At 45.7% G+C, this 13,576-nt stretch carries 11 protein-coding genes; 8 read left to right on the plus strand and 3 right to left on the minus strand.

The window, feature by feature from the left end; translation table 11 throughout:
- The first annotated feature begins 88 nt into the window (after positions 1-88).
- From L4D76_RS24090 to L4D76_RS24100, 3 genes are all read left to right on the plus strand, one after another.
- A complete protein-coding gene (locus L4D76_RS24090; RefSeq protein ID WP_428443404.1) occupies positions 89-571 on the plus strand; it encodes a YajQ family cyclic di-GMP-binding protein in 483 nt (160 codons plus the stop codon).
- 165 nt (positions 572-736) lie between these two features.
- Positions 737-1,387 carry a DNA-J related domain-containing protein gene (locus L4D76_RS24095; protein ID WP_428443405.1) on the plus strand — a complete coding sequence of 217 codons (651 nt, stop codon included), beginning with the start codon at positions 737-739 and terminating at the stop codon, positions 1,385-1,387.
- Between the two features lie 171 nt (positions 1,388-1,558).
- Positions 1,559-2,398: a pirin family protein gene (locus tag L4D76_RS24100; RefSeq protein WP_428443406.1), complete on the plus strand. Its 840-nt coding sequence runs from the start codon at positions 1,559-1,561 to the stop codon at positions 2,396-2,398.
- 82 nt (positions 2,399-2,480) lie between these two features.
- Here the strand turns inward: L4D76_RS24100 and L4D76_RS24105 are convergent, their stop codons facing one another.
- Positions 2,481-3,410, minus strand: a complete 930-nt coding sequence (locus L4D76_RS24105) for an LpxL/LpxP family Kdo(2)-lipid IV(A) lauroyl/palmitoleoyl acyltransferase (RefSeq protein WP_428443407.1) — start codon at positions 3,408-3,410, stop codon at positions 2,481-2,483.
- A 109-nt stretch (positions 3,411-3,519) separates the two neighbouring features.
- Positions 3,520-5,235, minus strand: coding sequence for a methyl-accepting chemotaxis protein (locus L4D76_RS24110; protein WP_428443408.1), 1,716 nt, complete (start codon positions 5,233-5,235; stop codon positions 3,520-3,522).
- Positions 5,236-5,558: 323 nt separating this feature from the next.
- On the opposite strand from L4D76_RS24110, the gene L4D76_RS24115 reads away from it, so the two are divergent.
- Together L4D76_RS24115 and L4D76_RS24120 are read left to right on the plus strand one after the other, a co-directional pair.
- Positions 5,559-5,855 (plus strand): winged helix-turn-helix domain-containing protein, encoded by a 297-nt coding sequence (locus L4D76_RS24115; protein WP_428443409.1) that lies wholly within the window; start codon positions 5,559-5,561, stop codon positions 5,853-5,855.
- Between the two features lie 143 nt (positions 5,856-5,998).
- The gene (locus L4D76_RS24120; protein ID WP_428443410.1) at positions 5,999-7,081 is read left to right on the plus strand and encodes a site-2 protease family protein; all 1,083 of its coding nucleotides are present in this window, start codon (positions 5,999-6,001) and stop codon (positions 7,079-7,081) included.
- Between the two features lie 131 nt (positions 7,082-7,212).
- Here the strand turns inward: L4D76_RS24120 and L4D76_RS24125 are convergent, their stop codons facing one another.
- A complete protein-coding gene (locus L4D76_RS24125) occupies positions 7,213-7,566 on the minus strand; it encodes a YajD family HNH nuclease (protein ID WP_428443411.1) in 354 nt (117 codons plus the stop codon).
- 376 nt (positions 7,567-7,942) lie between these two features.
- Here L4D76_RS24125 and L4D76_RS24130 point away from each other — a divergent pair, with 376 nt between their 5' ends.
- The 3 genes from L4D76_RS24130 (at position 7,943) to L4D76_RS24140 (ending at position 13,485) form a co-directional block, all read left to right on the plus strand.
- Complete coding sequence (locus tag L4D76_RS24130) at positions 7,943-8,569, plus strand: DUF2760 domain-containing protein (RefSeq protein ID WP_428443424.1); 627 nt, start codon at positions 7,943-7,945, stop codon at positions 8,567-8,569.
- Complete coding sequence (locus L4D76_RS24135; protein WP_428443412.1) at positions 8,569-10,404, plus strand: Hsp70 family protein; 1,836 nt, start codon at positions 8,569-8,571, stop codon at positions 10,402-10,404. The genes L4D76_RS24130 and L4D76_RS24135 overlap by 1 nt, the downstream gene beginning before the upstream one ends.
- 183 nt (positions 10,405-10,587) lie before the next feature.
- A complete protein-coding gene (locus tag L4D76_RS24140; RefSeq protein WP_428443413.1) occupies positions 10,588-13,485 on the plus strand; it encodes an Hsp70 family protein in 2,898 nt (965 codons plus the stop codon).
- The last annotated feature ends 91 nt before the right edge of the window (positions 13,486-13,576 follow it).

Here is a 13,576-nt window from a genome sequence, read left to right on the forward strand (position 1 = left end):
AACGCATGAAGCGATGTATCTATTATTTTTGCTAAAATATTGTAAGCAAAAAAAGCTAACCAATAGATTAACAACTAAGGTTGATGACATGCCATCTTTTGATATTATTTCTGAAGTTGATTTCGTTGAAATCAGAAATGCAGTAGACAACGCAAATCGTGAACTCGAAATTCGATTTGATTTCCGTGGTGTTGATGCAAGCTTCAAGCTAGAGAAAGAAGTCGTAAAAGTAACCACTGAATCTGATTTTCAGCTTACTCAACTCGTTGCAATCCTTCGTAGTAACCTAGCTAAGCGTTTTGTTGATGCCCAATCAATGGAACAAAAAGACACTGTTCGTACTGGTAAATCATTTGCCTGTAATGTCGAATTTAAGCAAGGCGTTGAAACCGCAACAGCGAAAAAACTAGTTAAAGCAATTAAAGATGCGAAACTTAAAGTTCAAGCCGCTATTCAAGGCGAAAAAATTCGCGTAACGGCTAAAAAACGTGATGATCTGCAAGCTGCTATGGCACTTGTCCGTGAATCGGATCTGGGCCAGCCATTCCAGTTTGACAACTTCCGCGACTAATCTGCCGAAGCTCAATCAATTCAGCGTAACAGTATAAAGGGAAGGCATCATGCCTTCCTTTTTTCTATATCCAAACCATTTATCACAATTAGTATTACTTACACTTTACTGCTCAGTTTGCTAAAGTAAATCAATGACTCAGCCTGAATCAAACATTGCCAGCCCATGCATATTGACCGCAATTCCCAATACGATAATCCTCTGATCTGGCCCATGATCAGTATTCTGAAAGTCAAACCCACCGGTTGGATGATTCATACCCTGTCAGAAGAGCTGAAACACGAAGGCATACTCAAGACATTAGATGACGATCCGGATAAAGATCTGTTTAAACGTAATTTCTTACTCATGAACGCGTTATACCAATTGCAGGAAATGTTGCTACCTGACCAATGGCTACAGGCCCAGGCTATGGATATCCAGCTGTTAAACAACCTTCCTTCCGATAACCATCACATCGATCTCAATGATCCATTACGTGAGTATTACTTAGATTGGCGTAACTACAATGCCGATCTGGCTTCCATCAAAAACTTGTTATCCTCTTTTTGGAAACGCTATCAACAATATATTGGCTCTGAAAAAGGATATAACCATTGCGGTAAGCGATATTTTGATACGGATACGCAACCAGCAATAGAGGCGCATCATCAGGATCTGGCAATGCTAGAACTGACCAAACACGCAAAACCAGAAGAGATCCGCCGTCAATGGCGAAAAATGGCATTAAGATGGCACCCTGATCGACCAAATGGCAATGCCGAAAAATTCCGAACTGTGTGTGAAGCCTGGCAACGTATACAAAACCATATATAGGTCTTATTTGCTTCATACCTCGTCATATGCGCTTCCTGACCGACAGCACCACTTCGTCAACTTTTTCTAATAAGCTGTTCATCTCCGTTGTCTGTTAACCCGCCGCTACACCCTCTAAACTGATTGCATTCTCTCAGAATCAAATCCTGAGTTAGGCTTTAGGAGGTCATCATGGCGATTAGGCGTATCCAACAAATCATTCAGTCTCACCCTTCTTCAGATGGAGAAGGCGTCAAAATTCAGCGTGTTCATGGTTTTGATAACACGCTATTTTCACCATTTTTGATGATAGATGAGCTTAAATCTGACAACCCCGACGATTATATTGGTGGTTTTCCGCCACATCGCGGCATCGAAACCCTGACCTATATGTTAAATGGCCATTTTCAGCACAAAGATCATATGGGTAACACCGGAGAGCTTCGCGACGGTGGTGCACAGTGGATGTCGGCAGGAAAAGGGGTCATTCACAGTGAAATGCCGGTGATGACCGATGGCAAGCTCCATGGCTTTCAGATTTGGATAAACCTGCCAGCAGCAAAGAAAATGCAGCCAGCGCAATACCACGACTTTCAGCCTGAAGAGATCACAGAGAAGGCATTTAATGAACATAACCTGATCCGTGTAATTTCTGGTGACTTGACCATTAAGGGGGAAACCCTGACCGGGCCGCTGCAGAAGACAGGTGTACCTACCACTATCGCTGACTGGCAAGCGGCAACGGGTGAACAGTTCGGAAGCTGTCTGAATCCAGATTTTCAGGCCTTACTTTATGTTTATAAGGGCGAAATCGAAGTGGAAGGAGCGAAAGTGCAAGCGGGTCAACTGGCCCTGCTGGAGCAAGGCGAAGGCTTATCGTTAACGGCGACAGACGATAGCGGTGTGCTACTGCTCTCAGGGATCCCAATCCACGAGCCTGTTGTTCATTATGGACCCTTCGTAATGAATTCGATGGAAGAGATCAATCAGGCTATCTCTGATTATCAGAATGGGAAGTTAGTTGCTGAGTGATATGCTCTGGCCTTCACTGCTATAAACGACAAAGCCCACTTTCGTGGGCTTTGTTTTATCTCAATATCAGCAAATCTTATAATTAATCATACAACGATGCTTCGCCTTCCGGACGGGTTTTAAAGCGTCGATGTAACCACATATATTGATCCGGAGCCTGCATGATCGATTGTTCAACTACTTTATTGATATAGACCGCAGCAGCATCCGGGTCGTTATGCGGAAAACCCTCTAGCGGCGGTAATATCGTTAAGGTGTAATGGCCAGAATCAGTATCGCGCACCATAGTAAACTGAACAACAGCACAGTTGGATGCGTCCACTAACAGGCTGGTTCCTGTTGTAGTACAGGCATTTTCTACTGCAAATAGTGGTGCAAATGTTGAACGGCGGCGACCATAGTCATGATCGGGGGCATACCAGACACGCTCCCCTCGACGTAACGCGCGCAGCATCTCTTTCACATCTTTACGATCAATCAATGTCCGATTCGAACGCGATCGCCCTTGATACTGAAAATAGTCAAAACAAGGATTGTTATTAGGGCGATAAACGCCCATTCCAGACATTTTTATCCCAAAAGCACGGGCAGCTATTTCCAGATTCATAGAATGAACGGCAACCATAAGTGCACCTTTTCCTTCCTGATCCAGTTTCTTCATATGCTCCATGCCTTCGATAGTCACATGACGATTAACTCGAATATCAGGCCAGAACCAAGCCATACCTGTCTCAAACAATGCAAGGCCGGTATTATCAATATTCTTTTTTATCAGTGTGTCACGCTCACCGTCAGACATATCCGGGAAACAGAGCTCTAAATTACGTTTAATGGTTTTACGTCTTTTCTTCATCAGACGAATAGCTAATCGGCCTATGGCTTGCCCCATGCGAAACTGCATAAAATATGGCAACCAGCTGATCAGGTACATGACCGCAATCAGGATCAGTGTCAGCCAGTAGCGTGGGTGAAAAAACGCTTTGCTAAACGTGGGTGGCGTAAATTTGCTCATAATGAGAAAAACGTTACCTTACTTGTTATTGTTGTAAGTCGACATGAAGAATAAATGGATGTTCATGCTTATGAAAAACAGCATATTATATACCCAAACTATCCCTTTATTAAACCTTGAAGCCATTAACTTCCTCTTGTAAATGATCTGCAAGGGCCGCTAAATCGCGGGTTGAAGCCGATGTCTGCTCGGCGCCTGCTGCCGTTTGATCAGAGATATCATTAATGCGGGTAATATTTTGATTAATCTCCTCTGTTACACTGCTCTGTTGTTCGGCTGCGGTGGCTATCTGAGTATTCATTTCACCAATAAGCCTTACTGCATGTAAAATATCGTCAAGTGACTTTCCGGACAGTTCCGCATTATTAACACTTTCTTTTGCCTGACTTCTGGCAAGATCCATCATCCCGACAGCATTTATTGACCCCGACTGCAATCGAGAGATCATCTGTTGTATCTCTTCCGTCGAATCCTGAGTCCGTTTGGCTAACGTTCTCACTTCATCAGCAACCACAGCAAATCCCCTTCCCTGATCACCAGCCCGAGCAGCTTCAATAGCCGCATTAAGCGCTAATAAGTTCGTTTGCTCGGCAATGCCTCGGATTACATCCAGTACACCACCGATCTCTTGAGAATTCTCGCCTAAGTCATGGATCGCTGACGTTGCTCTGTCGACCTCATCAGCCAGCGTTTGTATTGTATTGACCGTATTTCTAACAATATCCGCACCTTCATTTGCCGCATTATTTGCCAACTCAGAGGTACTGGCTGCTTCAGCCGTATTTTGCGCAACGTCTCTTACCGTTACGTTCATCTGATGAATAGCAGTTGCAATTAACTGGATCTGCTCTTGTTGCAGTAATACATTTGCCGATGTTTGCGCACTCACGACTGAATTCTCTTCCGCAGAGGTTACTAGCTGACTCACTGCTCCACTCGTTTCTACAACCGTATGTTGAAAACGATGCACTATTTTATTTACTGCTTGAGAAATGGAACTCATTTCATCATTACCAGTCTGTTGATTTCTGGCTGTTAAATCCCCTGACACCACTTTATCCGCTATATTTTGCAGGCTATCAATAGCTCGTGATAAACGTCGGATGGTATAACCAGACAGGCTGCCAATGATGACCATAGCGATAACAACAATAATTCCAACTTGCCAGATGAATTTAGTGTTTTTATCCAACGCTTCTATGTAACTTCCTTTGGCCTCGTCAATCTGAATTTCTACAAAGTCTGTTGTCAACTCTTCTATCTGACTGAATGCCGGGTTAATCCTAGTAAGCAGAAACAAATTTGCCTGCTTGTAATCTCCCTTTTCAATTGCCTTTAAAGCCGGTTGAAAACCATCTTTGCTAATCAGATTTACCTGGCCCTGGATGCTATTTACCAAATTCCGTTCTTCGTCACTAAGATCAGAAGAGTTAATTTCATCGACTATTGTCTCCAATAAAAGAAGTGATGTGGCGATATTATCGACGTGTGAAATTGCAGGATGATCGTGCATCGTTGAAAATTCATTATCAGGCGCATGCTGGAAACTAAGCAGCATCTGTGCTCGAATTGATTCTAACGAGCTCAGAAGCTTTCCCGACCGTACCATATGCTGCATTCCCTGACTGTATATGGTTTCCAACGATATGGCGGCCCTGTTCATTCCAATAATGCCCTGAGCACCCAGCAATAAAATAGCAAAAGCAGATGCAATAACAATGACACTCAATTTGACGCGAAGACTGGAAAACCAGGCGTTAGCCGCTGAGGGGCGATTATCTTTATTCAATAAGGGATCAGGTGACCGCATAAATTCTTCCGACATGGTTAACTCCTTATAACCCAAGCATAAATTCTCACAAAACAGTAGTTCATGGATGTTTTTTATGCAAAACAAACACCCTCACTATGCACGCGAGCGCACATTCTATTTGCAACTGGAATATTCAGCGCAAAATACCAATAGCACAGAATCGGAGCCAAATTTTTAGCTAATTGATTTTTAAAATATTGTTTTCATGCATAGGACATCTTGGGGAGCATTGAAAAGAAATCCGACAGTAACCCTGTTGCTGCTTATAAATAGTGATATTCTGCAATTATATTAATCCCATAACTGCACTGATAAAGAAATCGGAATACCCCATTATGACGACCATCAGTAAAACCAAATCCAGCTATTACCGTCGTTTATACATTGCACATTTAATTGAGAATGGCATTACAACTGTTCCCGCGATTATTGACTATACCGGTATGCCAAGGCGAACCGCACAAGACACCATAAAAAGCCTCGCAGATTTAGATATTGTCTGCACATTTAACCAAACTAAAGGTGAACGAAACCGTAGCGGTCAGTATAAGATCATTGATTGGGGTGCGATTAACAAACACTGGATTGCAGAACACCTGACAGATATTAAAGCCGCGTTAGACTATCCGTAAAACGAGGGGCGAGAGGCGACAAACTCGCTCCTCGGCACTGGCTCCTCGTTCCTAAAAAACTAGCGACTCCATGCATAAACCAATACACTCGCCTGCAGAAACGGAGTGCAAGGCACTCATATCTCGATGAATAAGGTTTTGCATTGGAATTATTAACGCTTGATTTTCTTGGCCGGCCATTACGTTTGGAAGGATCGATGGCTGGCTGGCAACAACTCTTCTGGGATAACACCCTGGTATCGCAGCTTAATGCCAATGCAGAGAACAACGATCCTCATATTCATGAGTTTGAACTCAGCAATGGTGAAGAAACAATTAATTGCCGATTGGATATCGTTCTGAGCTGGCAACCATTTCTTATCGAGTATAGTGTCAGAGCCAATGAGCAAGTCATTGCCGACGGCTCTCGAAATGAAAAAGACATCGAACAACAGACACCAAGCACCCCGACCACACCCAAACGTAAATTCAGCCTGATTGGTCTTGCTTCTTTAGGCATGAAAGCATTAAAAAGTGCCAAAATTATCAAAGGGGTGTTAGCAGCAGCCAGCTTGGCGGCTTATTCATGGCTGTTTTCGGTTCAGTTTGCCCTCGCGTTAGTCGCTTGTCTGATCTTCCATGAATACGGTCATATCCGCGCCATGAAATACTTTGGAATGAAAACCAAAGGCATCTATTTAGTCCCCTTTCTGGGAGGCTTGGCCCTGAGTGACGAAAAGATCAATACTCGCTGGCAAGACGTGGTTATCTCGATAATGGGCCCCCTCTTTGGTCTGATCATGTCGTTGCTGTGTATCGTGGCGTACTGGATCACTGACGAAATGTTCTTTGCCGGACTTGCGGTATTCAATGCCCTGTTAAACCTGTTTAACCTGCTGCCAATTCTGCCGTTAGATGGTGGTCACGTTCTGAAAAGCATCAGCTTTTCGATGAACAGTAAAATCGGTATTGCCCTGTGTGCTTTAGCTGCTGTTGGCGGAGTGATCATAAGCTACAAGCTGGGTCTGACCCTATTTGGTTTCCTGCTTGTTATGGGCAGTGTTGAAATCTTGTTTGAATGGAAATACCGCCACCAAAGTCATCTGCTACCACTGAATCGTTATGGTCAGGTTTTCTCTTTTGTCTGGTATATCGGATTAGTGAGTTCGCTGGTAGGTATTATCTGGTATTTCGCCGGCACAGGAGACGCAATGCTCGGTTTGCCGTTACAAGTGTTGGGATCTTAGGGGGTAAGTATCAAGGTTCTAGTGGCGAGTGGCGAGAATAGAGAACCTAGTATCTAGTATCTAGTATCTAGTATCTAGTATCTAGTATCTAGGGACGAGTATCGAGTTACTCGATTCTCGTCCCTTAATTTTTACTTCTTCTTGTCCATCATCGCTTTCAGATCAGCGAATGGATTAAATGTTGCAGCTTCATGATCATTTTCACCCGCTTTAAGCACACTGCCGGTTTGCTGATCATGTTCTGTGTATTTTTCATGCTCATGGTCATGACAGAAAAGGCACAACAATTCCCAGTTACTTCCATCTGCCGGGTTATTGGTGTGGTCATGATCGACATGGTGAACCGTCAGTTCACGAAGGTTTGAATAGACAAATTCTCTAGAACAACGACCACATACCCACGGATAGAGCTTTAATGCCTTCTCTCGGTAACCTTGCTCTTGACGAGCATAACTGGCACTGGTGCCATAAATATCAGACGACATATTTAACCTGTAATTTCGGTACAACTTAATTAAGTTTAACTGATTTCGTCTCACAATACCTGACCAAGTACGCAATGTTGGTACACAATTAAAGCCTTTAAACAGGTAACAACATATATTCTGTGGATAAGAAAATGCCTGTCACGCCATACCCAAACGGTATAGCTTGGCCGTCATGTAATGACAGAGTTATGTAAAAGGCTGGATTGGCTGTAAAATAGACTAAGGCGACGATTCTTCTTGCTTTTTGGGTAAAAAAGGCTTCCCGCTTAGATGTAATACGACATGATTATGTTAATATTCCTCCCAAATTGTTCATAGTGAATCGATTTTTCACTGTTAAGAGTAAATGAATATGGCTTTTGATTTTTCTAATATGACTGTTGATCTATCGGCAATCCCGACTACCATCGATATGGGCCATGCATGGCTGGGTGGTTTTGTATTAATTTTACTGGCGCTTTATATTGCTAAAAAAGGCAAACCAGTTGAAGTTGAAAAAATTGTCGAGAAACAAGTCGAAGTAGAGAAAATCGTTGAGGTTGAAAAACCTGTCGAGAAAATTGTAGAAGTAGAAAAGATCATAGAAAAAATAATTGAAGTTGAGCCTAAACTGAAAACGGCTACGCCTGATGCTGCACTTCAGCTACTGTCACTTCTGCAACAAGAAGCCCGTTTTATTGATTTCATGCAAGAAGACCTGAGAGGTTTTGCTGATGCTGAAATCGGTGCTGCTGCCCGTGTTATTCATGAAGGCGGCCAGAAAGTCCTAAACGAATACTTCCGCTTTGCCCCTGTTCGTTCTGAAGACGAAGAAACGCGCATTACCCTGCCACAGGGCTTTAACGCCTCTGAAGTGCGTCTTACCGGTAATGTCGTTGGCGAAGCTCCTTTCACCGGAACCCTTATTCATCGCGGCTGGAAAGTGACTGAAGTTAAACTGCCTAAACTGGCAGAAGGTCACGATGCAAATATTGTTGCCGCCGCTGAGGTAGAACTGTAATGCAAGAAACACAGGAACATCGTTTTAGCGTTGGTATCGACTTAGGTACCACTCACTGCGTACTGTCTTATGTCGATCTGCACGATGAAGAAGCGCAAGTAAGCGTCATGCCGATCGCTCAACTTACCACACCAGGTAATGTTGAAGAAAAAGATCAACTGCCATCATTCATGTACCAGGCTCACGAGTCTGAGCTTGCAGAAGGCGACACTGCCCTGCCATGGAGTGCGCAACCAAATGCCATCGTTGGTGCAATGGCACGTACGCTTGGTAGCAAAACACCGATTCGACTTATCGCCAGTGCGAAAAGCTGGTTATGCCATGGCGGTGTGAATCGTCGTGATGCCTTCCTGCCGCTGAACAGCCCGGAAGAAGTTGCTAAAGTTTCTCCAGTCGAAGTCACTCGCAACTATCTTGCGCACCTGGCAGAAGCATGGAACGACCAGCACCCTGAAACGCCACTGTTTGATCAGGACGTCACAATCACGGTTCCGGCCTCTTTTGATCCGGCTGCACGTGATCTGACAGCAGAAGCGGCACGCAGCGTGGGCTTTAAGCACATGACGTTGCTGGAAGAGCCACAGGCCGCGGTTTATAGCTGGCTGAAGAACAACCATGATACCTGGCGTGATCAGGTCTCTGTTGGTGACGTGATCCTAGTGGTCGATATCGGTGGTGGTACCACTGACCTTTCTTTAGTCGCAGTAACCGAAGAAGAAGGTAATCTGACCCTGAATCGCGTCGCGGTTGGCGATCATATTCTACTCGGTGGTGACAACATGGATCTGGCGCTGGCTTATCGTCTGAAGATGAAGCTGGCACAAGAAGGCAAGCAACTTCAGCCTTGGCAGATCCAGGCCATTACTCACGCTTGCCGTGATGCCAAAGAAGCTCTGCTAAGTGATGCAGAACTTCAGGCTGTGCCAATTGTAGTCCCAAGCCGTGGCTCTAAGCTACTTGGCGGCACCCTGCAAACGGAACTGACACAAGAAGAAGTTCAGCAAACGCTAGTTGAAGGTTTCTTCCCTCGCAACAGCATTGAAGAACATCCGGTAGAAATGCAGCGCGGCGCCCTGACTCAGATGGGTCTGCCCTATGCGCAAGATGCCGCCGTATCTCGCCATGTTGCCGGCTTCCTAAGCCGTCAGTCTTCAGCGGTTGATGAACTGTTCGAAAAATACGACCAGCTACACGAAGGCTTTATCCGCCCGACCGCTATCCTGTTCAACGGTGGTGTACTGAAGTCTGAACTACTGTCTGATCGCCTGCTTTCAATCATCAACAACTGGCTGACCACAGCGGGTAATGAAGAAGCGAAGCTGCTGGAAGGTCTGGACCTTGATCTGGCGGTTGCTAGTGGTGCCTCTTACTACGGCTCTGTTCGCCGAGGCAAAGGCGTACGCATCCGTGGTGGTATTGCAAGCAGCTACTACGTTGGTATCGAAAGCTCAATGCCGGCCATTCCAGGTATGGAGCCACCTCTGGAAGCATTGTGTGTGGCACCGTTTGGGATGGAAGAAGGCACTCACGCTGAAGTACCAAGCCAGGAATTTGGTCTGGTTATTGGCCAGCCGGTTCAATTCAAATTCTTTGGTTCAACGGTACGCCGTGAAGATCCCGCCGGTACCCACCTTGACTGGTGGCAACCAGAAGAACTGGAAGAACTTCCTGCTATTCAGGTAACTCTTCCTGTTGCTGATGGCCGCACTGCTGGTGAAGTTGTTCCTGTTCCTCTTGCTTCCCATGTGACGGAACTCGGTACGCTGTGCCTTGAAGCAATACCGACCGACGGTGGCCAGAAATGGCAGGTTGAATTCGACGTACGCGAAAAGTAATTCCTACCTTATAACGGCGCATCTTGATGCGCCGTTATTTTTCATCGTACTGTTATTCCGAAAAATATAAATATAACATTGAAGATACCATCCTGTAGGGAATTCACTGCCACCAGCCATATTCGGCGCTCAAAGCCATTCCGTAGTGAACACCTGAATTCAGGATCAACTCTGGAGTAAACAATGTCTTCACCCTCTTCCCCTCGTTTTCTTGTTGGTATCGATTTAGGCACCACTCACACTGTTGTCGCCTATTCACCAATCGATGACGATCTTGAATCCAGCCCAATAAGCATTTTTGAAATTGATCAGCTAATCGCACCTGGTGAAGTTGCCCGTAAACCGCTGCTTCCCTCTTTTCGTTATCACCCTGCATCAGGGGAAATGAACGTAGCCGAGTTAGTCTTGCCTTGGGATATTCAGCCCGTCGCCGGTGAAATTGAGAACGTGATCATTGGGGAATTTGCCCGTGAACTTGGCGCAAAAGTAGAAGGCCGTCAGGTCGTCAGTGCCAAAAGCTGGCTATCCCATACCGGTGTTGACCGCACCGAAGCCATTTTGCCTTGGTCTTCAAATAAAGGGGCTTCGAATAGCGTAAACACTAGCGTCGAAAAAGTTTCCCCTGTTGTTGCCAGTGCCAGTTATCTCAATCATGTACGTCAGGCATGGGATTACCATCACCGGGATGCAGTATTACGCGAGCAGGAAGTGGTGATCACCGTTCCCGCTTCTTTCGATGAAGCCGCACGGGCATTAACGCTGGAAGCGGCCGCTATGGCTGGTCTGCCAAACGTCCTCTTGTTAGAAGAGCCGCAAGCAGTTTGCTACGACTGGTACACCCAAAATAAAGATCAGGCCGAAGAATTATTAAAAGACATTCCATTGCTGATGGTGTGCGATGTCGGTGGTGGTACAACCGACCTCAGCCTGATCAAAGTCAGCTCTAAAGACAACAAACTGGCACTGGATCGTATCGGCGTGGGTGATCACCTGATGCTAGGCGGCGATAACCTGGATCTTGCCCTCGCCCATAAAGCAGAGCAACGCCTGCATGGCAGTGCGAAGAAACTCAGTGCTGCAGGCCTGTCAAAACTGATCCAGCAAACCCGTAAGGTTAAAGAGCAGTTACTCTCTGACAATGCGCCAAAAACGGCCAAAGTCACGTTATTGGGCAGTGGCTCTCGCCTGATCGGCGGCGCTAAAAGCATCGAGCTAACCCGTGAAGAAGTCCATAATATTGCGCTTGATGGCTTCTTCCCACAGACAGAATTTAGTGATCAACCCAGCCATCGTCAGGCTGCCGTGGTTGAATTTGGCCTGCCTTATGCTGCCGATCCGGCAATCAGCAAACACCTTGCCCAGTTCATTGATCTGCACAATAGCGTATGCCGTGAGGCCTTAGCTGACCATGACGCGCTAACCGCGAACAACAGTGAATTAGTTGAAGATCAGCCGATCATTCCTTCCGCAGTACTATTGAATGGCGGCGTGTTTAACAGCCCATTATTATCAGAACGCGTATTAAACATCGTTTCTAACTGGCGAGGTGACAGTGTCACTGAACTTCAAAACCCACACCCCGATCTCGCAGTAGCTTATGGCGCTGTCGCCTACGCCAAAGCCCGTCACGGCGCTCAATTAAAAATCGGCGGGGGCTCTGCACGTTCTTTCTTCTTAATGCTGGAAGATAAAAAGAAAAGCAAACAAGGTCTGTGCCTGCTGCCTAAAGGGATCGATGAAGGTACTGAAGTACGACTTGATCAGCGCAAATTTGCCCTCACCCTCGGCGAGCCTGTCCGCTTTAATCTGGTCTCTTCAACAGATGACAGCCATACCAAAATTGGTGAGCTTGTCACTTTTGATAATGACAGTGATAACGAAAGTTTTGTCACCCTTCCTCCTTTCATTGCAACGCTTGAAAGCGAACGAGATCGTGCCGAGCTTGCTGCTAACCAGAAAGATCGCGAAGAAGTGACCCTGGCCTGTCAGCTCACCGAAGTCGGTACCCTGCTTATCGAATGCGTTAGCATAAACGACGACAGAAAACGCTGGAAAGTTGAGTTTGGCATTCGAAAAGATCTGGCACGCTTAAATCGCAACAAGGGTGATTCCACTCTCGCCCAATCGATCCTTCCAGCCCGCATGGAAGATGCTATTGACGCAATTAAGCTGGTATATGGTGGCACTACCAAAAAGACCAACAACAAAGCGATCAAAACGCTGCGTAACGATTTGGATAAGCTATTAGGCAAACGCGACACTTGGGAAACACCATGCTTGCGAGAGCTGGCAAATACCCTGCTAGACAGCAAGAAACGTCGCCGTCGTTCAGACATCCATGAAAGAAACTGGTTAAAGCTGACTGGCTTCACAATGCGGCCAGGTTTTGGCTATCCCTCTGATGAATGGCGTATGGAACAAATCTGGCCGCTCTACCAGCATGGTGTCCAGTTTAGCGATAATACTCAGACCTGGAGCGACTGGTGGACATTCTGGCGTCGTATTGCAGGCGGTCTGACCCAGGAACAACAACTGGTGATCTTTAAAGATATCGCTAAATACATCAGCCCGAGTGCAACGCGTAACAGTAAATTGAGCAAAGAGATGCAAGAACGCAGTTATGAAGACATGGTGCGTCTGGCTGCTTCTCTTGAGCATTTGCCGTTTGAAAATAAGCTGCAATTGATTGAATCAATCTTTGGCCGCTTACAAAAAACACAATATTCCCAGGCACACTGGTGGGCAATCGGTCGTATCGCAACCCGTAGCCCGTTCTACGGTAGCGCACATAACTTATTGTCTCCTCAGCATATCGGCTACTGCTTACCTGAGTTAATGGATTTCGACTGGCGTAAAGATCCTAATATTGCCTTTGCTGCGGTGATGATGTGTCGTATGACAGGTGATCGTACCTTAGATATCGATGAGCAAAACCGCAATAAAGTCATTGCCAAGCTGAAGGCCTGTAAAGCTCCGGAAAGCTGGATTCAAATGGTATCGGAAGTCAAAGTACTCACCGAAGCTGAAACCAAACGGGTATTTGGTGATGCCCTACCAACGGGATTACGTTTGATTGATTAAGCTTACGTTAGGGTTAGCTTGTTACGCTACAACTTAATAACAACTTAGTTGAGCTTTAAGCACGTTGAAAACTTGCTTAAAGCTTATCAAA

Origin of the sequence: Photobacterium sagamiensis, assembly GCF_050337085.1 — a bacterium.
GTDB classification, from domain to species: domain Bacteria; phylum Pseudomonadota; class Gammaproteobacteria; order Enterobacterales; family Vibrionaceae; genus Photobacterium; species Photobacterium sagamiensis.

Bases quoted from the DNA above. Each gene is read 5' to 3' on its own strand.
- L4D76_RS24090 (WP_428443404.1), top strand. From the start codon at position 89: ATGCCATCTTTTGATATTATTTCTGAAGTTGATTTCGTTGAAATCAGA.
- L4D76_RS24095 (WP_428443405.1), top strand. From the start codon at position 737: ATGCATATTGACCGCAATTCCCAATACGATAATCCTCTGATCTGGCCC.
- L4D76_RS24100 (WP_428443406.1), top strand. From the start codon at position 1,559: ATGGCGATTAGGCGTATCCAACAAATCATTCAGTCTCACCCTTCTTCA.
- L4D76_RS24105 (WP_428443407.1), bottom strand. From the start codon at position 3,410: ATGAGCAAATTTACGCCACCCACGTTTAGCAAAGCGTTTTTTCACCCA.
- L4D76_RS24110 (WP_428443408.1), bottom strand. From the start codon at position 5,235: ATGTCGGAAGAATTTATGCGGTCACCTGATCCCTTATTGAATAAAGAT.
- L4D76_RS24115 (WP_428443409.1), top strand. From the start codon at position 5,559: ATGACGACCATCAGTAAAACCAAATCCAGCTATTACCGTCGTTTATAC.
- L4D76_RS24125 (WP_428443411.1), bottom strand. From the start codon at position 7,566: ATGTCGTCTGATATTTATGGCACCAGTGCCAGTTATGCTCGTCAAGAG.
- L4D76_RS24130 (WP_428443424.1), top strand. From the start codon at position 7,943: ATGACTGTTGATCTATCGGCAATCCCGACTACCATCGATATGGGCCAT.
- L4D76_RS24135 (WP_428443412.1), top strand. From the start codon at position 8,569: ATGCAAGAAACACAGGAACATCGTTTTAGCGTTGGTATCGACTTAGGT.
- L4D76_RS24140 (WP_428443413.1), top strand. From the start codon at position 10,588: ATGTCTTCACCCTCTTCCCCTCGTTTTCTTGTTGGTATCGATTTAGGC.